General features: G+C 59.6%; 25 protein-coding genes. 13 read left to right on the plus strand and 12 right to left on the minus strand.

Going from position 1 to position 20,694, the window contains the following annotated elements; genetic code table 11:
- Position 1: 1 nt before the first annotated feature.
- Positions 2-1,204, minus strand: a complete 1,203-nt coding sequence (locus tag HTT03_RS12075) for a pyridoxal phosphate-dependent aminotransferase (protein WP_174860022.1) — start codon at positions 1,202-1,204, stop codon at positions 2-4.
- A gap of 85 nt (positions 1,205-1,289) precedes the next feature.
- On the opposite strand from HTT03_RS12075, the gene HTT03_RS12080 reads away from it, so the two are divergent.
- The 3 genes from HTT03_RS12080 (at position 1,290) to HTT03_RS12090 (ending at position 2,545) form a co-directional block, all read left to right on the plus strand.
- Positions 1,290-1,691, plus strand: coding sequence for a helix-turn-helix domain-containing protein (locus HTT03_RS12080; RefSeq protein WP_174860023.1), 402 nt, complete (start codon positions 1,290-1,292; stop codon positions 1,689-1,691).
- Positions 1,684-1,950, plus strand: a complete 267-nt coding sequence (locus HTT03_RS12085) for a succinate dehydrogenase assembly factor 2 (RefSeq protein WP_174860024.1) — start codon at positions 1,684-1,686, stop codon at positions 1,948-1,950. The genes HTT03_RS12080 and HTT03_RS12085 overlap by 8 nt, the downstream gene beginning before the upstream one ends.
- A 94-nt stretch (positions 1,951-2,044) precedes the next feature.
- Positions 2,045-2,545, plus strand: coding sequence for a MarR family winged helix-turn-helix transcriptional regulator (locus HTT03_RS12090; protein WP_174860025.1), 501 nt, complete (start codon positions 2,045-2,047; stop codon positions 2,543-2,545).
- On the opposite strand, the gene HTT03_RS12095 is transcribed toward HTT03_RS12090, so the two are convergent.
- The 3 genes from HTT03_RS12095 to HTT03_RS12105 all read right to left on the minus strand — a co-directional run bounded on the left by HTT03_RS12095 (position 2,539) and on the right by HTT03_RS12105 (position 4,355).
- Complete coding sequence (locus tag HTT03_RS12095; RefSeq protein ID WP_174860026.1) at positions 2,539-3,291, minus strand: DUF1194 domain-containing protein; 753 nt, start codon at positions 3,289-3,291, stop codon at positions 2,539-2,541. The two genes, HTT03_RS12090 and HTT03_RS12095, sit on opposite strands and share 7 nt — an antisense overlap.
- 118 nt (positions 3,292-3,409) lie before the next feature.
- Positions 3,410-3,844 carry a VOC family protein gene (locus HTT03_RS12100; protein ID WP_174860027.1) on the minus strand — a complete coding sequence of 145 codons (435 nt, stop codon included), beginning with the start codon at positions 3,842-3,844 and terminating at the stop codon, positions 3,410-3,412.
- A gap of 67 nt (positions 3,845-3,911) precedes the next feature.
- Complete coding sequence (locus HTT03_RS12105) at positions 3,912-4,355, minus strand: hypothetical protein (protein ID WP_174860028.1); 444 nt, start codon at positions 4,353-4,355, stop codon at positions 3,912-3,914.
- Positions 4,356-4,720: 365 nt separating this feature from the next.
- Here HTT03_RS12105 and HTT03_RS12110 point away from each other — a divergent pair, with 365 nt between their 5' ends.
- The 3 genes from HTT03_RS12110 to HTT03_RS12120 all read left to right on the plus strand — a co-directional run bounded on the left by HTT03_RS12110 (position 4,721) and on the right by HTT03_RS12120 (position 6,448).
- On the plus strand, positions 4,721-5,554 hold the full coding sequence (locus HTT03_RS12110) for a thymidylate synthase (protein ID WP_174860029.1): 834 nt from the start codon (positions 4,721-4,723) through the stop codon (positions 5,552-5,554).
- The gene (locus HTT03_RS12115) at positions 5,554-6,054 is read left to right on the plus strand and encodes a dihydrofolate reductase (RefSeq protein WP_174860030.1); all 501 of its coding nucleotides are present in this window, start codon (positions 5,554-5,556) and stop codon (positions 6,052-6,054) included. The genes HTT03_RS12110 and HTT03_RS12115 overlap by 1 nt, the downstream gene beginning before the upstream one ends.
- Positions 6,055-6,139: 85 nt before the next feature.
- Positions 6,140-6,448 (plus strand): hypothetical protein, encoded by a 309-nt coding sequence (locus HTT03_RS12120; protein ID WP_174860031.1) that lies wholly within the window; start codon positions 6,140-6,142, stop codon positions 6,446-6,448.
- A 43-nt stretch (positions 6,449-6,491) separates the two neighbouring features.
- Here the strand turns inward: HTT03_RS12120 and HTT03_RS12125 are convergent, their stop codons facing one another.
- A complete protein-coding gene (locus HTT03_RS12125) occupies positions 6,492-6,698 on the minus strand; it encodes a cold-shock protein (protein ID WP_174860032.1) in 207 nt (68 codons plus the stop codon).
- A gap of 173 nt (positions 6,699-6,871) precedes the next feature.
- Between HTT03_RS12125 and HTT03_RS12130 the strand changes: the two genes are divergently transcribed.
- Positions 6,872-7,192 (plus strand): arsenate reductase family protein, encoded by a 321-nt coding sequence (locus tag HTT03_RS12130; RefSeq protein WP_174860033.1) that lies wholly within the window; start codon positions 6,872-6,874, stop codon positions 7,190-7,192.
- On the opposite strand, the gene HTT03_RS12135 is transcribed toward HTT03_RS12130, so the two are convergent.
- From HTT03_RS12135 to thrS, 5 genes are all read right to left on the minus strand, one after another.
- Positions 7,189-7,731 carry a DoxX family protein gene (locus HTT03_RS12135; protein WP_174860034.1) on the minus strand — a complete coding sequence of 181 codons (543 nt, stop codon included), beginning with the start codon at positions 7,729-7,731 and terminating at the stop codon, positions 7,189-7,191. The genes HTT03_RS12130 and HTT03_RS12135 overlap by 4 nt on opposite strands.
- A complete protein-coding gene (locus HTT03_RS12140; protein WP_174860035.1) occupies positions 7,728-8,486 on the minus strand; it encodes an HvfC/BufC family peptide modification chaperone in 759 nt (252 codons plus the stop codon). Before HTT03_RS12140 ends, HTT03_RS12135 begins: the two co-directional genes overlap by 4 nt.
- Positions 8,483-9,328 (minus strand): MNIO family bufferin maturase, encoded by an 846-nt coding sequence (bufB, locus tag HTT03_RS12145; RefSeq protein WP_174860036.1) that lies wholly within the window; start codon positions 9,326-9,328, stop codon positions 8,483-8,485. The genes HTT03_RS12140 and bufB overlap by 4 nt, the downstream gene beginning before the upstream one ends.
- 62 nt (positions 9,329-9,390) lie before the next feature.
- Entirely contained in the window at positions 9,391-9,693 is a 303-nt protein-coding gene (locus tag HTT03_RS12150; protein WP_174860037.1) for a BufA1 family periplasmic bufferin-type metallophore, read from the minus strand.
- A gap of 222 nt (positions 9,694-9,915) precedes the next feature.
- Positions 9,916-11,865: a threonine--tRNA ligase gene (thrS, locus tag HTT03_RS12155; protein WP_174860038.1), complete on the minus strand. Its 1,950-nt coding sequence runs from the start codon at positions 11,863-11,865 to the stop codon at positions 9,916-9,918.
- Positions 11,866-12,032: 167 nt separating this feature from the next.
- Here thrS and HTT03_RS12160 point away from each other — a divergent pair, with 167 nt between their 5' ends.
- The 3 genes from HTT03_RS12160 to HTT03_RS12170 all read left to right on the plus strand — a co-directional run bounded on the left by HTT03_RS12160 (position 12,033) and on the right by HTT03_RS12170 (position 14,961).
- Positions 12,033-13,319 (plus strand): MFS transporter, encoded by a 1,287-nt coding sequence (locus HTT03_RS12160; RefSeq protein ID WP_174860040.1) that lies wholly within the window; start codon positions 12,033-12,035, stop codon positions 13,317-13,319.
- 51 nt (positions 13,320-13,370) lie between these two features.
- Positions 13,371-14,120, plus strand: a complete 750-nt coding sequence (locus HTT03_RS12165; protein ID WP_174860041.1) for an alpha/beta fold hydrolase — start codon at positions 13,371-13,373, stop codon at positions 14,118-14,120.
- 130 nt (positions 14,121-14,250) lie between these two features.
- A complete protein-coding gene (locus tag HTT03_RS12170) occupies positions 14,251-14,961 on the plus strand; it encodes an alpha/beta fold hydrolase (protein ID WP_174860042.1) in 711 nt (236 codons plus the stop codon).
- A gap of 7 nt (positions 14,962-14,968) precedes the next feature.
- Here HTT03_RS12170 and phaZ read toward each other — a convergent pair whose 3' ends face one another.
- Positions 14,969-16,240 carry a polyhydroxyalkanoate depolymerase gene (gene phaZ, locus HTT03_RS12175; protein ID WP_174860043.1) on the minus strand — a complete coding sequence of 424 codons (1,272 nt, stop codon included), beginning with the start codon at positions 16,238-16,240 and terminating at the stop codon, positions 14,969-14,971.
- A gap of 49 nt (positions 16,241-16,289) precedes the next feature.
- Here phaZ and phaC point away from each other — a divergent pair, with 49 nt between their 5' ends.
- The 3 genes from phaC to phaR all read left to right on the plus strand — a co-directional run bounded on the left by phaC (position 16,290) and on the right by phaR (position 19,384).
- Positions 16,290-18,095 carry a class I poly(R)-hydroxyalkanoic acid synthase gene (phaC, locus tag HTT03_RS12180; protein WP_174860044.1) on the plus strand — a complete coding sequence of 602 codons (1,806 nt, stop codon included), beginning with the start codon at positions 16,290-16,292 and terminating at the stop codon, positions 18,093-18,095.
- 152 nt (positions 18,096-18,247) lie between these two features.
- Positions 18,248-18,691: a phasin family protein gene (locus tag HTT03_RS12185; RefSeq protein ID WP_174860046.1), complete on the plus strand. Its 444-nt coding sequence runs from the start codon at positions 18,248-18,250 to the stop codon at positions 18,689-18,691.
- A 144-nt stretch (positions 18,692-18,835) separates the two neighbouring features.
- Positions 18,836-19,384: a polyhydroxyalkanoate synthesis repressor PhaR gene (gene phaR, locus HTT03_RS12190; protein ID WP_174860048.1), complete on the plus strand. Its 549-nt coding sequence runs from the start codon at positions 18,836-18,838 to the stop codon at positions 19,382-19,384.
- Positions 19,385-19,463: 79 nt separating this feature from the next.
- Here the strand turns inward: phaR and HTT03_RS12195 are convergent, their stop codons facing one another.
- The gene (locus tag HTT03_RS12195) at positions 19,464-20,642 is read right to left on the minus strand and encodes a DegT/DnrJ/EryC1/StrS family aminotransferase (protein WP_174860049.1); all 1,179 of its coding nucleotides are present in this window, start codon (positions 20,640-20,642) and stop codon (positions 19,464-19,466) included.
- Between the last annotated feature and the right edge of the window lie 52 nt (positions 20,643-20,694).

Here is a 20,694-nt window from a genome sequence, read left to right on the forward strand (position 1 = left end):
CTTATGTCAACGCCGCGCAGAAGGACTGGATCCGGGTGCAGGCCTCCTTGAGCGCAGCGTCAGAGGTGGCGTAGCTGACGCGGAAGTTTGGCGAGAGACCAAAGGCCGCGCCAAAGACGACTGCAACGCCGGTTTCTTCGAGCAGGGCGGTGGCAAAAGCCTCATCATCGGTGATCTTGGTCCCTGCCGCCGATGTCTTGCCAATCAGCCCGGAAATCGAAGGATAGACGTAAAACGCGCCTTCAGGCGTGGGACAGGTGATGCCGGGGATGGCGCTGAGCATCTCGACCACCAGATTGCGGCGCCGCACGAACATCGCGTTGTTCTCCGCGATATAGTCCTGCGTGCCGTTCAGCGCCTCAACCGCGGCCCACTGGCTGATGGAGCAGGGGTTCGAGGTGCTCTGCGACTGGATCTTGCGCATCGCAGCGATGAGCTTTTCCGGCCCTGCCGCGTAGCCGATGCGCCAGCCGGTCATGGCATAGGCTTTGGAGACACCGTTGACTGTCAGTGTGCGATCATAGAGCGCCGGTTCGACCTGCGCAGGCGTGCAGAACTCAAAACCGTCATAGGCGAGATGTTCGTACATATCGTCGGTCATTACCCAGACATGCGGGTGGCGCATCAGCACATCTGTCAGCGCTTTTAACTCATCCCGGCTATAACCCGCGCCAGTCGGGTTCGAGGGGGAGTTGAAGATGAACCACTTGGTTTTCGGCGTGATCGCGGCTTCCAGCGCTTCAGGTGTGAGCTTGAAATTGTTCTCAAGCGTGGCCGGCGCGATCACCGGCGTGCCGCCAGCCAAGAGCACCATATCAGGGTAGCTGACCCAATAGGGCGCAGGGATCACCACCTCTTCGCCGGGATTCATTGTGGCCATCAGCGCGTTATAAAGGATCTGCTTGCCGCCTGTCCCAACGCTGACCTGCGACGGCGTATAGTCCAGCCCGTTGTCGCGCTTGAACTTGGCGCAGATCGCCTGTTTCAGCTCGGGGATACCGTCAACGGCGGTGTATTTCGTCTTGCCCGCGTTGATCGCAGCGATGGCAGCGTCTTTGATATTTTGCGGCGTATCAAAGTCCGGTTCGCCTGCTCCAAGCGCAATAATGTCGCGTCCTGCGGCCTTGAGCTCGGCCGCCTTGGTGGTAACAGCGATGGTGGGCGACGGTTTGACACGCGCAAGTGTCGCGGACAGCAGTTCCATTTCGGCCTCGGGTTGCTTATTAATATCCCCACGTTCATAGGGGCCGCCCCCGCACCCGGCAAGGGTGTCTGTCAGGAGACAACGCATGACCGACGATATTGATTGGTACGGCCCCGACGCCGCCACCTTTGGCGACCGTGTCGCAGCGGCACGCGAACAGACGGGCATGACACAGGCGGTGCTGGCCAAACGTTTGGGCGTGCGGCTGTCCACGCTGCGCAGTTGGGAGGACGACTTGTCAGAGCCTCGCGCCAACCGTTTGTCGATGCTGGCCGGTCTGTTGAACGTCTCAATGATGTGGCTGATCAATGGCGAAGGCGAAGGTGTCGACGCCCCCGAAGAAGGTCAAGCCGCGCGGCAAAATGATCTCGAAGACGTGCTGGTCGATGTGCGCGCCCTGCGCACCGATCTGCTGAAAAAGGCCGAAGCCGTGGGCAAACTGGAAAAGCGTATTCGCCGCCTGTTGTCGGAGCCTGCCGATGTCTGAAGCGCCCGAACACCGCCTGAAACGTCTGCAAATGCGCTCCATGCGGCGCGGGATCAAAGAGATGGACCTGATCCTCTCCGCCTATGCGGAGGCGCGGCTGCCGCAGATGGATGACGTAGGTCTGACGCTCTATGACCAGATGCTGAATGAGAACGACCATGACCTTTATCTCTGGGTCAGCGGTCAGGCCGATCCGTCTGAAAAATACGCAGCGCTTGTTAGTGATATTCGCAGCCAACTTGCGGAAACGCGCGGCTGATCCGGACGGGCGCGGGCGTCCTTTTCCGGTTTAACGAATTATTCTGTTTTATTGTTCAGTTTCCCGCTCAACGAGATTGAGTCGGAGAGAACCTATGAGCATCCAAGACCCCACCACACAGCCGCTCGCTGTGAAAGGTTTCATGGTCGGCTACCTTGAAGCCCTGTCATTGGTGGAGCGCCTGCACCGCCTGCTGCTGGACGTGATCAAGGATGAGTTTGAACGCGTCGGTGTGTTGGAGATCAATGCCGTGCAGGCCTTGCTGCTGTTCAACATCGGCGACAATGAGGTCACGGCAGGCGAGTTGAAAAGCCGTGGCTACTATCAGGGTAGCAATGTCAGCTACAACCTCAAGAAACTGGTCGAGATGGGCTATATGCACCATCAACGTTGCGAGATCGACCGACGCTCAGTCCGCGTGCGGCTGACGGAAAAGGGGCGTTATATCCGCGATGTCGTGTCCGACCTCTTCTCGCGCCATGCGGATGGGATGGAGAGTAAGGGCGTTTTGGGCGATGCGGGGATTGAGGACATCAGCCAGTCGCTCAAACGGATGGAGCGCTATTGGTCGGACCAGATCCGCTATATTTACTGATCAGAACGCCGGAGGAGCCGACGCGGCTGGGTCACCTGAGAGACCATCATACCATCCAACTCGCGCAGCAGTTTCTCGGCCATGGCGCGGGCATAGTCATCAAAGCCATGCGCAACCTGCACAAAGGCGTCGTGCCCAAGAATAACTTCGGCGCGGAAATAGGACGACAGACCGTCGATTTCGGTCTCGCGACTGTCGCCACGCACCGGTGCCGATGCGCCAATCACCAAAGCGTTGATCGTCAGGTTCTGGTCCGCGAGGCTGCGGCGTATATCGCGCGGGCGCGGGCCGTAATTGGAAATTCCATCGCCGGCAATATCCAGCGTATGTTTGGCGCAATCGGGTCGTTGGGTCAGCAAATCTGCGCCAAACTGCATTGCGGTGCCAAGCGCGGTGCCGGGGGATGTGTCGCGCCTTGGGGTGCTGCGCAGGTCGGTGACAACGGCCTCCAAGGTCATGGCGCTGTCAATGGTCGTCCAAGGCAGGATCACCGCCTGATCAGACGCACCGCTCCATTCATAGACCAGCAGATCGACCGGTTGACCGGGCAGCGCCAGCAAAGCCGCCGCGACAGGCGGATCGCTCAGCGCATCCGCCAAACCGCCGATCTGCTGGCGATATTCGCGCGCATCAACTGAGCCTGAGACATCCAGCCCCAGCGCCAGCGCCTGCCGACAATCCGCCTCTGCCTGGAGGGGGGTGGCGCACAGGGCGATAACGAGACAAGAGGCGAAGGCGCGGATCATTCAGAGCGTCCCGGATTAGTCCGACCTGACGACTGGCAGTCACCCGTTCGCGCGAGGACGTCTGCGAAAACCGCTCGCTTAACTGCGGGAGCACACCGCGAAACGGGTGGCTCACCTGTTACCAATGACCGGTGTTCTCCATGCTGGCCCAAGGCTCTTGCGGTGCCAGCGCCTCGCCCTCTTGCAGCAATTCGACAGAAATATTGTCGGGCGAGCGGACAAAGGCCATGCGCCCGTCGCGTGGCGGACGGTTGATGGTGACGCCGTTGTCCTGCAAATGCTGACAGGTCTCGTAGATATTCTCGACCGTATAGGCCAGATGTCCAAAATGGCGACTGTCGCTGGGCAACCCTTCGTCGCCGTCCCAGTTGTAGGTCAATTCAACATCCGCGTGGCCGTCGTCCTGTCCCGGCGGGCAAAGAAAGACCAGCGTAAAGCGCCCACCCTCGTTGTCGACCCGGCGGCGTTCGACAAGGCCCAGCAAATTGTAAAAGGCGATGGAGGCGTCCAGATCTTTCACGCGGACCATTGTGTGCAGGTATTTGATGGGCATCGGTTTTCCTTTGCTGCTGGGCCGAAGTTACGGCTGAACTTAACATGCCGTAGCTGCTTTGCCAGTGTCAGAACTTGGATTGGATGCCCAAAGCAACGGAAAGCTCTTTTGTCTTGAACCGGCTGACATTCGATGTCGTGCGGCTGGTGGTGACTCGCAGGTTTGGCGCGAAGCCGGCGTAATCCAGATCAGGAAACAGCATGTCCAAATGGGCAGAAGCAGAGAGGTCTTGCCTGCCACCCGGCACCGCAAACAAGGCCGTATAATGCGCGTAATCCACATGAGAGAGGGTCACGCCGCCCGACAAGATCGCTGGACCGATCTGCTTATTCAGACTGTAGCCCGCGCTGAGCGCAACGCCTTCACTGCGCGTATTGGAAAGATCCCCATCGGCCTTTTGCAGGTTGAGCGCAAAGGTCACTGCATCGCCATTGCGCAGCTGATGCCGGCTGCCCAATCCAAGGCTTATAATCTGCGTGTCGAAACTGCTGCCAAAGGCTGAATCGCGCAACTCAACGCCCGCGCTAAGCGACAGACGCGTGTCGTTGTATAAGTGCGCGCTAGGTCAGGCTGCCTCGTTCCAAGCGCGTGCTGCATCACCTGTTTTGCTTGCGGCAGGGACAGCTCCACCTCTGGCAAGGCCCATCAAAATCCGCGTCATAGTGCTCTGCCTCAAATTGTATGCGTTTTTTTGCGACATTCTCAAAGCGGGGGTGCCTGTGTCAATGTGCATGGCCTCCGTGGTGAGATTTGTCGGTCGAGTGCTACCGAAAAACAATACCGCCCCCGCGCGCCGCGCATTCCTGACCCATGGCTTGAGGCTGCCTTCTGTCGACGGTAAGCAGTAAGAAATGTCACGATGACGAGGGTTGCTGCGTGAAACAATATCATGATGCCTTGCGCGAGGTGTTGGAGCAGGGGGTGACCTCTACAGATCGCACCGGCACCGGGACGATCTCGCATTTCGGGATGCAGAAGCGCTACCCTATGGCCGAAGGCTTTCCCTTGGTCACGACCAAAAAGCTGCATCTGAAGTCCATCGTGCATGAGCTTTTGTGGTTCCTCGCAGGCGATACCAATGTGGCCTATCTGCAGGAAAACGGGGTCTCGATCTGGAACGAATGGGCTGATGAGAATGGCGATCTTGGCCCGGTCTATGGTCATCAGTGGCGGCGTTTTCCCACGGTGGGCGAGCCGATGCCACAGCCTGACGGTACGGTGTTGCACCATGCAGGGCAGGTCGATCAAATCAGCAAGCTGGTAGAGGCGATCCGCAAGACGCCCGACAGCCGCCGCCTGATTGTCTCTGCATGGAACCCGGGCGAGGTCGATCAGATGGCGCTGCCGCCATGTCATACGCTGTGGCAGGTGCGGATCGCGGGTGGAAAGCTGCATTTGCAGCTTTACCAACGCTCAGCGGATATGTTCCTTGGCGTGCCGTTTAACATCGCCTCCTATGCACTGCTCTTGGAAATGCTGGCCCATGTCACCGGATACGCAGCGGGTGACTTCATCCATACGATGGGCGACGCGCATATCTACTCCAACCATATTGAGCAGGTTAAAACCCAGCTGGCGCGGACCCCCAAACCCCTGCCGCGGATGCGGATTAACCGCAAAGTCACGTCGATCTTTGATTTCCGCTACGAAGATTTCACCTTTGAAGGCTATGATCCCGACCCGGCGATCAAAGCCCCGGTGGCGGTCTGATGCTGAGCCTCGTTGTCGCCCGCGCCCGCAATGGTGCCATCGGTAAAGATGGGGATATCCCTTGGTCACTGCCCGAAGACCTGAAGTTTTTTCAGCGCGAGACCACCGGCGGCGCGATTATCATGGGGCGGCGTACGTGGGAAAGCCTACCAGTTAAGCCGTTGAAAAACCGTCTGAACTGTTTAGTTTCCAGCACGGATAGTGATCAAGTCCATGTCGAACGCGACCCGCAGGCGGCATTGGATTATTGCGCGGCGCAAGGCTATCGGCGTCTCTATGGCATCGGCGGGGAAGGGATTTACCGCGCACTTCTGCCCTTGGCCGATCGTTTGTTGGTGACGGAGGTCGATGTTGAAATTGACAACGCGGATGCGTTTTTCCCTGACTTTGATCCGGCAGATTGGGTGGAACTGGGCAGCCTGTGTCTGCGTGAGCATGGCCCGCGTGCCGTGGCCCGCGAATGGCTGCGTCGGCGGAGGGACCGGCCTAACGGAACATAGACGCTGACAAAAAGCTGGACTCGTTCAAATTGGCCCGGCAAGCTTTGCTTATTGAAATTCAGTCAAACAATTTGCGAGGATAATCATGCGTCTAACACCCCTTATTGCCGCCGGAGCAGGGATTTATCTTGCTGCTTTCGCCCCCGGTCAGGCCGCGGCCCAACCCAAGGTTTACGCCTACCCAAGCAGCGCGAACTACTGTCCGGCTGGGTTGCAACCGGTCACGATCTCGGGGGCCATTTGCTGCGGCACGCCCAATCAAACGGTGACCTATGCACAGGTGAAAGCCCATCCTGCGCCACGTGTGAAGCGCCATGTTCACCGCGTTGTCACGCCGCGCCGTTCGGCCCGCGCGCATTGTCCCGTTGGAGTTAAAGGTTGCTCATACGACTGAGCCCCGTAGGTGATCCCGGCGCGGTGCGGCGCCGGGTATTGGGTCAGAGCAGGGCAATGTCGGTGGCCATTTTGCGGCCATCGCGCCCTTCGGTCAGATCAAAGCTGACCTTTTGATCGTCGGCGAGCCCCGTCAAGCCAGAGCGTTCGACTGCCGAAATATGAACGAAGATGTCGTTCCCGCCGTCTTCGGGTGCAATGAACCCGTAACCTTTGGTGGCGTTAAACCATTTCACGGTGCCGTTTGGCATAATATCCGCGCCTCCTTTGTCTTTGCGTTTTTGCTCAAATGCAAAACGGCGAAAGCGGTTGAACTGTCCTTCGCCTTAAGGAAAAGATTGCGCAGTTCTGAAAAAAATCAAGCAATAGCTGTGCAAAGTGTCTGTAGAGTCTTTGGGCTAGGCCAGCGCCGAGGGGAGAGAAAATGCGGATATACGGGCTGAAAAACTGCGACAGTTGTCGCAAGGCAAAGAAGGCCTTGCCGGAGGCTGAATTGGTTGACGTGCGCGAGGTTGGTGTGTCGGATGAGCTTTTGGCACGCGCCCATGCGCAGTTTGGCGACGCGCTTCTCAACACCCGGTCGACCACGTGGCGAAACCTGGATGATGTGGATCGCGCTCTGCCACCATTGGCGCTGCTCAAGGCCCATCCCGCGGTGATGAAACGGCCATTTATCGAAGCGGGGGATCAGCTTTTTATCGGTTGGAACAAGGGTATAGAGCAAGAAGTTCAGGCGTTACTTTAACCGAAGCGTTTGCGGATCGCGTGGTCCAAGGACAGGGGGCCGGCCCCTTTGATGACGAGCAGCAGGAGCAGGAAGATCCAAAGCGCTCGCTGGTCGAGGATAAGCGCGTCCGGGAAACGATCAAACCAAGCGCCTAGGCTCGCTTCTTGCCCATGGCCGTAGACATCAGTCAAAGATTGCAGGGTGATGAAGCCGATGATCCCTAAGGCAGACAGGCGCGTCAGCAGGCCGATGACAATGAACACTGGCAAGAGGAACTCTGTCATAGTGCCCGCGACAACGATGACCCGATGAAACAGCCCGAGCGCGTTGATGTCATAGCCGACAGCTTCAAAGGTGCGGGGAAAAATCTGCGCATAGGCGCCCGCCGCTGGCTCAAGTACGCCTAACAGACCGTCGCCCAGTTTGGTCAGGCCGGAGTTCAGGTAATAGACCAACAATACGCCGCCAAAGACCAAACGTGCCAAAGTTGGAAGGAGCCATTCTGCAGATTCGATGCGGTTTGCGAGGCTGCGGTAAAGTTCGGCGTATCGGGTCATGACGCATCCTCCAGTGACAGGGTGCAAAAGACACCGGTGCGAAGCGCGAGGGTCAGCGCCGCGCCAAGATCGAATGCATTGTCCTGTGCGAGTGCCGCTTCATGTGCTGCGCCAAAGGGGCAGCCATCGGCTAGTTGCTCCAGCCAAACAGCCATGCCAGCAGGCATAAGATGCGGGGCCGGGTCAAACTCCGGACGGGTGATAACAATGTCCTGCGCTTCGGGCCGGGGTTTGGGAGCGTCAGCGGTGAAGTTGTACCGCCAGATGTCATAGAGCGGCCAGCGCGACCGCAAAATACGGGTTGCGGGTGCGCGTGTGAGGCGCGCGTTCAGCAATGCCTCCGGCGCAATACGTTGCAAACTTGTGGGGTCCAGCGGGGCGCTATCGGCCGCGTGGTAGGACGCGCGCATGGCCAAATCAAGCCGCGCCGCGTCTGGCAGGTACCCCAGATGTGCAAGCGGGGTGAAGGTTTTGAGAAACGCCGGGAACTCCGCACCGTAGTGCATCATAACAGGTGATTTCGGCGGATGCGCGCGGACAAAGAGTGGGGCCAAATCGGCAAACGCCGCTTTGCCGATCAGTTTGCACACCAAGGGAAAGGCCGTCTCTAGCGCCGCGATCAGCGCGTGGGTGACGTTGTTGCGGTACACACCGTAACGCGCTCCCACCGGGCGGCCCGCCCCATCCCGTAGCCCTTGCGGGACCGGCTGCGCAGGGTCGAGCAGACCCGCGCGAAAGCTACGTTGAACGGTCACACCAGCACCTGTTCGGCGCGTTCCGCTTCGGCCCGCAACACCGGCCAGTCTGGCACGTCATTGTCCCACTCAACCAGCACCGGCTTCGGCCCGGTCTGAGCCAAAGTGTAGCGCAGCAATTCCCAGACCGGATCGACAACCGGTCTGCCGTGGCTGTCGATCAGCAACAGCGCACCATGCTCATCCGTATCGGTGTCATGGCCGCCGACGTGAATCTCGCCCACATGGTCGGTGGGGAAAGCGTCGATATAGGCCTGTGGTGACAGGCCAAGGTTGGTGGCGGAGATAAAGACGTTGTTCACGTCCAGCAAAAGCCCGCAGCCGCTACGCCCCACCAATTCGGCAAGGAAGTCGGTTTCAGACAGGGTGGAGCTGTCGAACGCGAGGTAGCTAGAGGGGTTTTCGAGCAGCATACGGCGGCCCAAAACCTGCTGCACCTCATCAATATGCTGCGCCACTTGCGTAAGGGTCTGTTCGGTATAAGGCAGCGGCAGCAGGTCGCTGAGGTATTCCGCGCAGTGGGTGGACCACGCGAGATGTTCGGAAAAGGAGGCAGGCTGCACGCGGTCGCACAGACGTTTCAGCCGCGTAAGATGGTCTTGATCCAGAGGCTCTTCGCCGCCGATCGAGAGACCCACACCATGCACCGATAGCGCGAAATCTTCCTGCAATGCACTGAGTTGCGCGAGCGGGCGACCACCGTCGCCCATGTAGTTTTCGGCGTGAACCTCAACCCAGCGGACCGGGCCGGGATCTGCCAAGAGCGCCTCGAAATGCTGGGCCTTGAACCCGACTCCGGGAGCATTTGGCAGGTTGTTTATCTGGGGGGCGTCGTCGCGCATGGGGCCTCCGACAGGTTGAGGGGCAAAGTCCGGGCGACAGGTGCCGCCCGGCGGGCTACGGATTAAGCGGGCAGGTCGCGGTCAAGCGGCTCCAGTGAGCCTTCGCGATCGGTGCCATCTGCCATTTCCGGCAGGTCAATCTCGGTGCAGGTGCCAGCATCGACCAAGGTCCACGCATTGCCTTGGTAATCCTTCACAGACGTGCCTGCGCAAGTGGTGCCGGGACCGGCGGCGCAGTCGTTTTGGCCAGCAAGCGAGACGCCGTAGCATTTCTCTTTTGTGGCGGCCTGTGCGGTAGTGGCGTGGCTCGACATCGCTGCGGCAACGGCGCCGGCTATGGCGGCTGTCTTGAGCGTATGGGACATGATGAATATTCCTCCTCTTGAGTTTGCGTGGTGCATGACCACTAAAGCAAGAGCTTACATCACAAGCCATTCACGAGCGAGTGTGTCACGTTCCCGTCAGAAAATGCGGCGAAATTCGCCCAAAAGGGCGACCCTCCCGCGCTGGAACGTCAGTTTTGTTACAAAAGTCCCCCGGCAAGCTGTGCAGATAGAGTTAGCGCAGCCTGCCGGAGTGATGTTTTGTTACCGACGCAGGTCAGGTGGTGTCGATTCCTGCGCCAGTTCGGTGGTGAGCGTGTCGAGCGGCTGCACCGAAGTCTGTTTCTGGCCCAAACGGCGGACAGAAACGGTGCGCTCTTCGACCTCGCGCGCGCCAACGGCGAGGATCACCGGCACTTTGCCGACCGAATGTTCGCGCACCTTGTAGTTGATCTTCTCGTTGCGCATGTCGGCCTCGGCCCGCACGCCAGCGGCATTCAGGGTCTCGACGACTTCAGCCACATAATCATCGGCCTCGGAGGTGATGGAGGCGACGACAACCTGGCGGGGGGCGAGCCAGAAGGGCAACTTACCTGCGTGCTCTTCGATCAGGATGCCAATGAAGCGCTCGAAAGACCCCAGCGTCGCACGGTGCAGCATAACCGGGCGGTGCTTGCCGCCATCCGCGCCGATATAGGTCGCGTCCAGCCGTTCGGGCAGCACGAAGTCCACCTGATGGGTGCCGCACTGCCAGTCACGGCCAATCGCGTCAGTCAGGACGAACTCCAACTTCGGGCCGTAGAAGGCGCCTTCGCCGGGGTTAAGTTCCGGTTCGATCCCTGCGGCGCGTGTGGCCGACAGCAGCGCGGCCTCGGCCTTGTCCCATACCTCATCCGACCCGGATCGCTTTTCAGGGCGGTCGGAGAATTTCACTTTAAAGTTCTCAAAGCCGAGGTCGCGGTAGATCTCGCTCAAGAATTCGATGAACTTCGCGGTTTCGGATTCAATCTGGTCTTCAGCGCAGAAGATATGCCCGTCGTCTTGGGTAAAGCCGCGCACCCGCATAATGCCATGCAATGCGCCCGAAGGCTCATAGCGGTTGCACGAGCCAAATTCGGCCATGCGCAGCGGCAGGTCGCGGTAGGATTTCAGACCTTGATTGAAAATCTGCACGTGGCAGGGGCAGTTCATCGGCTTGAGCGCGTTCACTGCTTTTTCGCGGGCGTGTTCCTCGTCCACTTCGACGATGAACATGTGGTCTTGATACTTCTCCCAGTGGCCGGAGGCTTCCCACAGTTTGCGGTCCACGACCTGCGGGGTGTTCACTTCAACATAGCCGCCCTTGCGTTGCTGGCGGCGCATGTAGTCTTGCAACTGGGTGTAGATCGACCAACCGTTTGGGTGCCAGAAAATCTGGCCGGGGGCTTCTTCCTGCATGTGGAACAGGTCCATCTCGCGCCCCAGTTTGCGGTGGTCGCGCTTGGCGGCTTCTTCGAGCATGTTAAGATGCGCGCGCAGCTTTTCCTTGCCGGTGAAGGCCACGCCGTAGATGCGTTGCAGCATGGCGCGGTCGCTGTCGCCACGCCAATAGGCCCCGGCGATGGACATCAGCTTGAAGGCATCGCCCGGCACTTGGCCAGTGTGTTGCAGGTGCGGGCCACGGCAGAGGTCTTGCCAGTCGCCGTGCCAATACATACGCAGCGGCTCGTCGCCGGGGATCGCGTTAATCAGCTCGACCTTATAGGGCTCGCCGTTGTCTTCGTAATGTTTGATCGCGCGCTCGCGGTCCCAGACCTCGGTGCGGACGGGATCGCGTTTGTTGATGATCTCTTTCATCTTCTTTTCGATGAGCCCGAGGTCTTCGGGGGTGAAGGGCTCTTTGCGGTCGAAGTCGTAGTACCAGCCGTCCTTGATCACCGGGCCGATGGTAACCTTGGTGTCGGGCCAAATTTCCTGCACGGCACGGGCCATGATGTGGGCGAGGTCGTGGCGCACCAGTTCGTTGGCCTGCTCTTCGTCGGCCATGGTGTGGATCGCGATGTTGGCGTCGGCTTCGATCGGCCATGCCAGATCGTAATGCGCGCCGTTCACGGTGGCGCTGATGGCCTTTTTGCCCAGCGATTTAGAGATGTCGGCAGCCACTTCGCCTGCGGTGATACCGGCGTCATATTGGCGGCTGTTGCCATCGGGAAGGGTGAGGGAGATTTGGGCCATCTGGGGCGCTCCTCGTCGGTTTGGCGCCTACGAGACGCCCGGTTGCGGGTTTGGTTCGCGCCACATGTGGCGGGGCGGCGGCGGCTTGTCAATGCAGCGAAACCCGCGAGACTGGCCTGAGGCGTCTCCCGCGCTATCTCCGGCAGGGAATACGAGGGACATGACAGATGCAAAACGACACGGCAGACCGCGCTTTCGCGACGATCTCTGGGGCGGAAGATCCCGCTCCGGGGCTGGACGATGCCGCCCAGCAGGCCGAAGCGCGCAATGGGCTGCGCCATATTGTATCGCTGTCGATGACCAAAGTGGCGGATGGGCTGATCGACCCGAAACTGGTGCTGGCGTGGCTGCTGAGTGCATTAGGTGCGCCAGCCGTCTTTGCGGGGGCGCTAGTCCCGGTGCGCGAGGCGGGGTCACTGCTGCCGCAGATCGCCCTCGCGGGGATGGTGCAACGCATGGCCCGGCGCAAATGGGCTTGGGTTTGGGGCTCGGTCGGGCAGGGGGTGGCGGCGGCGCTGATCGCGCTGGCGGCGCTGAGCCTTGAAGGTGCCACAGCGGGCTATGCTGTGATCGCCGCACTGGCGGTTTTGGCGGTCTGCCGCGCGGCTTGTTCTGTGTCCTTCAAAGAGATTTTGGGCAAGACCGTAGGCAAGACCCGGCGCGGCGCGGTGACAGGGATGGCGGGCTCGGTGTCTTCTGTCGGCGTGGTGATTTTCGCCGGGTTGCTGATGTCCGGGCTTTTCCAAAGCCGGGGCGTGGTGATCGCGGCGATTGCGCTGGCGGCGGGCCTATGGATCGCAGCGGCGCTGTTGTTTGCTACGATGGAAGAAAGCCCGAGCGAGACTGAGAACAACAAAGGTGTCGACTTCGCGCTGCTAAAGGGCAACCGAGACCTTTGGCTATTCATTCTGGTGCGGGGGCTCTTGGTCTCCACCGCGCTCGCGCCGCCCTATCTCGTAGTGCTGGCCGGATCGTCTGAGGGCGGGCAGCTGGGCCAATTGGGCGCGCTTGTGCTGGCCTCGGCGCTGGCGTCGCTGGTCAGCTCTTATGTCTGGGGCCGGCTGTCGGATATGTCGAGCCGCCGGGTCTTGATGCTGACCGGCGTCGTCGGAGCGTTGGCGATGGTGCTGGCAGTGGCGCTGTGGTTCATCGGGCTGGCCGAGGCGGTTTGGGCGATGCCCGCTGTGCTCTTCATCCTGATGATTGCCTACCACGGTGTGCGACAGGGCCGCTCAACCTATCTGGTCGATATGGCGCCCAAGGACAACCGCGCCGCCTATGCCGCGGTAAGCAATACGGTGATCGGCCTGCTGCTCTTGCTCGCCGGGGTGCTGGGCGGCGGGGCCGCGTTGATCGGGCCGCAGGCGACTTTGGTGCTGTTCGCACTCATGGCAGCCGCTGCAGCCGTCGCGGCCCATTGGCTGCCGGAGGTCGAGCATCTCGGCGACGGCTGACTTGCCCTCTATCGCCGCGCCGCGCAGGATTGGCGCAAAGACGGAGGCATCATGGCACAGACCCAATTCATCGACACGCCCCAAGGGCGGCGCATTGCATATCACTACAGCGCGGGGCAGGGGCCTTGCGTGGTTTTTCTCGGCGGTCTGAAGTCCGACATGATGGGGACCAAGGCCGTGTTCCTAGAGGACTGGGCGCGGCGCGAAGGGCGGGCATTTCTGCGGTTTGACTATTCGGGGCATGGGGAGTCTTCGGGTCAGTTTACCGACGGCTGCATCGGTGACTGGCACGAGGACACACTGGCGGCGGTCGATGCGTTGACGGAGGGGCCGCTGGTCATTGTCGGCTCTTCGATGGGCGGTTGGCAGGCGCTGCTGCTGGCGCGGGCCATGCCGGAGCGGATCGTCGGGATGGTGGGCATCGCCGCGGCCCCCGATTTCACCGAAGATGGCTATTGGGCCAATTTCACTGAGGCGCAAAAACAGACCTTGGCCGAGGTTGGACAGGTCGAACTGCCCTCGGACTATATGGAACCCTATATCATCACCAAGCGAATGATCGAAGATGGCCGCAATCGGTTGGTGCTGCGCAGCCCGCTTGAACTGCCGTTTCCGGTGCGGCTGTTGCAGGGCACCGCCGATACCGCGGTTAGCACGGCCACGGCGGTGCGGCTGCTGGACCATGCGCGCAGCCCTGACATGCGGCTGACCTTGGTGAAGGACGCCGATCACCGGTTCTCGGACGAGACCTGTCTGCGGCTTATCACCGACGCAGTGAACGACGTGTCACCCAGCAGGTAGCGCGGAACCGCCGATGCGTTGGGCGTGAGATTTCTGATGCGAAAGTCGCGTGTTAAAGCAGCGCCAAAGACAGGAGACGGCATGTTCGCAACATCACCCCACCCCATGCAGCTTGCCACGCGCTTTCGTCATGCGTGAGCCGCTGGTCCTTCTTCCCGGTATGATGTGCGACGCGCGTGTTTTCGCGCCGCAGATCACCGCTTTGTCAGGTAGCACGACAGTCGTGCTCGGGCCGGTCACCCAAGGTGAACGGATTGAGGAAATCGCATCGGGCCTGCTTGATCAACTGCCGCCGCGCTTTGCTCTGGCGGGGCAGGGCATGGGCGGCGTGGTCGCGCTTGAACTGCTGCGTCGCGCGCCGGACCGTGTCAGCCGGATCGCGCTTCTGGCGACGCAGGTCTTGCCCGAACTGCCCGCCATTGCCGCCGACCGGGAGCCGCAGATCATCGCGGCGCAATCAGGGCGTCTGTCGGAAGTCATGCAAAATCGCATGGCCTCCGGGTTCTTGGCGCCGGGACCACAACGCAACGCTGTGCTGGCGCAGGCGATGGAAATGGCCGAGAGCCTTGGCCCTGAGGTCTTTGTACAGCAGTCGCGGGCCTTGCAGCGGCGACGGGATCAGCAGCCGACCCTGGGCAAGTGTAAAATCCCGGCCTTGGTTCTTTGTGGGGAGCATGACGCGATCTGCCCGGTCAAACGCCACAACTTCATGGCCGAACTGATCCCCTATGCAACGCTCGACGTGCTGGCAGATGCAGGCCATCTGCCAAGCCTTGAACAACCCGAGGCCACCACCGCCGCGCTACGCGACTGGATGCAGCAGCCTCTGGTCCTTCAATAAGCCGCGCTTAAGCCGCTTTGGATCGGCGCGGTTTCTGCGGCTTGCTTGCGCCGTTGTTCGCGTCAATGAAATCCAGCACCAGCGGGCGGATGTTATTGCGCCAGCTTTTGCCCGCAAAGATACCGTAGTGACCCGCGCCGTCCTCAAGATGGCTGGCTTTCTTGGAATCCGGCAGGCCGGTAAGCAGATCAAGTGCCGCAATACACTGGCCGGGGGCCGATATGTCGTCTTTGCTGCCCTCAACGGTCTTGACTGCCACGGTGGTGATCTTGCCAATATCGACCGGGCGACCGGCCACGGTAAAGACATTCCGCGCGATCTCGCGTTCTTTGAACACGCGCTGCACGGTGGAAAGGTAGAACTCCGCCGGCATGTCCATCACGGCGAGATACTCGTCGTAGAATTTGTTGTGCTTGTCATGCTCCTGCGCGACCTTCTGCGCCACGCGGGTGATCTGATTGGCAAAGGCGTCGCGGTGCGTGTCGTTGTTCATTGAGATGAAGGACGCCAACTGCAACAAGCCGGGATACACCTTGCGCCCCACGCCTGCATATTTGAAGCCGACGCGCTGGATCATCAACTGTTCGAGCTGCCCCATCGTCACGCTATGGCCAAAGTCGGTCACATCCGTAGGCGTGGCATCAGGATCAATCGGCCCACCGATCAGCGTCAGCGTGCGCGGCTGCGTTTCGGGGTCTTCCTCGGCCAGATAGGCGGTGGCCGCCAGCGCCAGCGGTGCTGGCTGACAGACCGCGATCACATGGGTGTCAGGCCCAAGCGCGCGCATGAAATCAACCAGATAGAGGGTGTAATCCTCGATATCGAATTTGCCCGCACTAACTGGAATATCACGCGCGTTGTGCCAGTCTGTCACATAGACGTCGCAATCGGGCAGCAGGGAGATCACGGTGGAGCGCAGGAGGGTCGCATAGTGACCAGACATCGGAGCAACGAGCAAAACCTTGCGGCCTGTGTCTTCGCGCCCTTGGACGGAGAACCGCAGCAGATCGCCAAACGCGCGTCTCTCTACCGGCTCAATGCTAACCAGACGGTCCTGCCCGTTGGGGCCGACGACCGGAGGAATGTTCCAATCAGGTTTCACCACCATCCGCGCAAAGCTGCGTTCAGTCACTTCGCCCCAAGCGGCAAGCCATTCCATCGCAGGGTTTGGAAACATCGAGAAACCGGGGTAGGATGCCATAGCGAGGGCGGAGGCGCCGAGCCATTGGTTGGTGTTCCGGATGGATTCCATCATGTCGTAGGTGGCCATATAGCGCATGCGGGGCTCCTTTATGCTGCACCTGCGAAGATAGGAGGGAAAGGTTAAGATGACAACAGAATCTACCACTTCAGATCCCACGGACCCGGCCGCTCTGACGCGAATGGCGCAGAATTTGCAGAAAGTTGAACAGTTAACGGAGCGTCTGACCCGCGTCTTGACCTCACGTAAAGGGCATCAACCTGCGCTGGATGGCCCCAATCAAGAGCTCTTTGCCAAGGCAGCCCAGTCCTATTGGTCTGAGGCAATGACCAACCCGGCCCGTCTGATGGAGCATCAAATGGGCTATTGGAGCAAATCCGTCACCCACTTTATGGAAACACAGCAAGCCTTGGCCAAGGGCGATTTTGCTGCACCGCAGGAAGAGGCTCCGCAAGACAAGCGCTTTACCAATCCGCTGTGGCAAACCCACCCCTATTTCAGCTTTATCAAGCAGCAGTACCTAATCAACGCCGAAGCTCTGCGCCAAGCGGTCGACGATGCCGTGGATATGGACCCCGCTGAAAAGAACCGGCTGATCTACTTCACCCAGCAAATCATCGCGATGATGTCGCCCACGAATTTCCTCGCCACCAACCCCGATGCGCTGGAACGCGCGGTGGAGACCGAGGGCGAGAGCCTCGTCAAAGGGTTGGAGAATATGATCTCTGACCTTGAGGCCAATAATGGGGAGCTGGTGGTCAGACTGGCTGACGACAGTGCCTTTGAACTAGGCCGCAACATTGCCACCACCCCCGGCAAAGTGGTGTTTCGCAACCGCATGTTCGAGTTGATCCAATATACGCCCAGCACCGATGAGGTGCATAAGACCCCGCTGCTGATCTTCCCGCCTTGGATCAACAAATACTACATCCTCGACCTCAAGGCGCAGAACAGCCTTGTGAAATGGCTGGTCGATCAGGGCCATACGCTCTTTGTCGTATCTTGGATCAACCCTGATGCCAGTTATGCCGATGTCGGGATGGAGGATTACGTCGAAGAGGGCTATCTCACCGCGATTGAAGAGGTCAAAGCGATCACCCGTGAAAAGCGGATCAACGTCGTGGGCTATTGTATCGCTGGGACGACGCTCGCGCTGACGCTGTCGCTGCTGAAACAACGCAATGACCCCTCTATCAAATCCGCAACATTCTTTACCGCGCTGACCGATTTTTCCGATCAGGGCGAGTTCCAGCCCTTCCTGACCAATGACTTTATCGACGGGATCGAGGCGGAGACTGCGGACAAGGGTATCTTGCCATCGGTCGTCATGGCCCGCACTTTCTCATTTCTGCGCTCGCATGACCTTGTCTACGGTCCGGCAGTGCGCAGCTACATGATGGGAGAAACCCCGCCTGCGTTTGATCTGCTCTATTGGAACGGGGACGGGGCGAACCTCCCCGGCAAAATGGCGATGCAGTACCTGCGCGGGCTGTGTCAGCGTAACGAGTTGGCCGATGGCGGGTTTGACCTGATGGGGCATCGCCTTGAACTGAGCGATATCGACGTACCGCTCTGTGCGGTAGCCTGCGAGACGGATCACATCGCGCCTTGGAAGGACTGCTTTCGTGGTGTGCAAAAGATGGGGTCAGAGGACAAGACCTTTATTATGACCCAATCGGGCCATATCGCGGGCATCGTCAATCCACCAAGCCGCAACAAATACGGACACTACGTCAACGGCGATCTGACGCAGGATTATGCGGCATGGCTGGAAGCGGCGAAGTTCCACGAAGGCTCATGGTGGCCGCGGTGGGGGAAGTGGCTGAACAAGCGCGCAGGCAAGCAGGTCCCAGCACGATTCCCCGGCGACGGTGGGCGGGAAATTTTGGCGGATGCCCCGGGCACCTATGTCGCGCGCAAGGCAAGCGGTTGATCTTGCAGGACGTTTAAGCAGCTTTCGCCTTTATGCTGCATCGCAGAAAAAACACTTGAAATGCTGCGGTGCGGCATCTATATTGTGGTCAGACGCGAAACGAGTGGGTCTGCTCCCGCTCCCCTGCAAATGCAGTTACAAAGGATAGAGACATGACCAAGACACCCGATATGACCGCGATGTTCAAAGACGTTCTGGGCGCATTCCCAATGGACAATTCCGCCATGCAGGATGCTTTCAAAAGCACAGCAACCCTGAACGAAAAGCTGTCCAGCGTTGCGTTCGACGCCGCTGACAAATCCGCCGACATTTCTTCGGCTTGGACCAAAGACACGCTGACACGTCTGACCGCCATGACCTCGGCCAAAAACGAGCCGACCGACTACGCGAAAGCAATGACCGAGTTCGCTTCCGCTTCTGCCGAAGCCGCCGCTGAGCATATGGCCGCTTTCGCTGAAGTCGCGAAAAAGGTTCAGATGGACACTGTTGAGCTGATGATGGCTGCCGGTAAAGACATCAAAGCCGACGCGACCACGGCGACCACCAAAGCTGCTGAGACAGTGCAGACCGCAGCGCAAAAGCCTGCCGCGAAATAAGCATCGGCGCGGCTGTGCCGCGGTGAGTGAAGAAAGACGAGGGGGCGGGTCCGCAAGGGCCGGCCCCCTTTTGCTATGCGCCCTTTCTATTTGCCGATCCCTGTCCTAAGCTGCACCGCAGCACCACTGGCCGGGAGGAATATCATGGCGGACAAACCAAAACCCTTGTTGATCAAACGCTATGCCAGCCGCAGGCTCTACAACACCGAAACCAGCGACTATGTGACGCTGGAAGATATTGCAGGATTTATCCGCGATGGCCGTGAAGTGCAGATCGTTGATCTGAAATCCGGCGATGACCTGACCCGACAGTACCTACTGCAAATCATTGCAGAGCACGAAAGCCGGGGCGAGGCGGTCTTGCCCGTAGATGTCCTGACCGATCTGGTGCGCAGCTATATGTCCGGCAATGTTTCCGTCGTTCCACAGTTTTTGCAGGCGTCCTTTGACATGCTGCGGGATGGTCAGAGTAAGGTCGTGGAGAACATGAGCGCGATGAACCCGATGGCCAAAATGCCCGGCATGGAAGCAATGCAGGCGCAGCAAGAGGCGTTTATGAAGGCGATGACCGGGGGCTGGGCAAAGTCCACCACTCCCGAAAAATCCGACAACCCGTCCGGTCAGGGCGATGATCTCAACGCGATCAAAAAGCAGCTGGCCGAGTTGCAGGACAAGCTTTCGAAAATGAGCTGACCTTTTATTGCTCTAGGCCAGATACAGTGCGAAAGAATTTTGAGGGGGCCAATGGCCCCTTCGTTTTGATAGCGACAGTTTAGGCCGCTTTGGCTTCGGCAATTTCCGCCAGCACATGCAGGATCACATCAGCGACCGCGTCGATCTCGGCAAGGGTCAACTGCACTGGCAGGCGGATGTCACAGGCCCGCATGAGCATCGCGCGGGTGCGCGGCAGGTCGGGCAGGTCTTTGATGAATTGCCAGTTCCAAAAGGCCCGCGCATTGTCAGTGCTTTGCCCGAAAACCTGCACCTTCACGCCCGCTTTATCCGCCGCTTCGGCGAAGGCCCGGATCGCAGTATCGGACAAATTGACCAGATTGAACTGGATGGAGTCCGGCGCGCGGGTTTCGCCGGGCAGGGGGGATGGCACCTCAATCAGGGGCGAGGCCGACAGACGCGCGGCCATGTGGTCATGGTTGCGCAAGCCCGCCGCCACCCGACGCGGCAGATGAGCAAGCTGGGGGCGGATGATTGCAGCCGACAGGTTCGACATGCGCAGGTTGTAAAGCGGCAATTGGTTCTGCCATTTGGCAAAGCTGTCCTGTACCGCGGCGTGTTTCTTCCAATTGTGCTCATAAGCGCCCGACATGATGATCGCACGCGCCACGAGGTCGGGGTCGTCGGTGATCAGGATGCCACCTTCGCCCGCGTTAATCATCTTGTAGGACTGGAACGAAAAACAGCCGATATCGCCAATCGTCCCGATCTTGCGCCCCTGCCAAAGCGTGCCGAGCGAATGGGCCGCGTCTTCGATCACCGGCACACCAGCGGCGCTGCACAGGTCCATGATCGCGTCCATGTCAGAGGTGTGACCGCGCATATGGCTGATAATCACAGCACTGATGCCATCGAGCTTGGCGGCAAAATCCCCAAGATCGACGCGGTAGTTCTCGCCCACTTCGCACAGCACCGGAGTGTAGCCCGCGTGGATCACCGCCGAAGGCACAGCGGCAAAGGTAAAGCCGGGGATCAGCACGCGTGCGTCTTTGGGCAAATCCAGCGCCAAGAGCGACAGGAACAAAGCGGCAGAGCAAGAGGAGACAGCCAGCGCGTAGCGGCTGCCCATCATCTTCGCAAACTCAGTTTCCAGCAGGGATACAGGCGCGTTTTCGGCAGCGGTATAGCGAAACAGATCACCGCTTTGCAGCAGTTCCGCAATCGCAGCCTCGGCCTCGGCGGGGATCGGCTCGGCCTTGTGCATGTCGGGCAATGCCATGTTTAACAATCCTGAACAGTGGTTTTCAGCGTTGTAAAACAAAGCCGACCCG

Source organism: Sulfitobacter maritimus, assembly GCF_013346665.1.
Classification (GTDB): Bacteria; Pseudomonadota; Alphaproteobacteria; order Rhodobacterales; family Rhodobacteraceae; genus Sulfitobacter; species Sulfitobacter maritimus.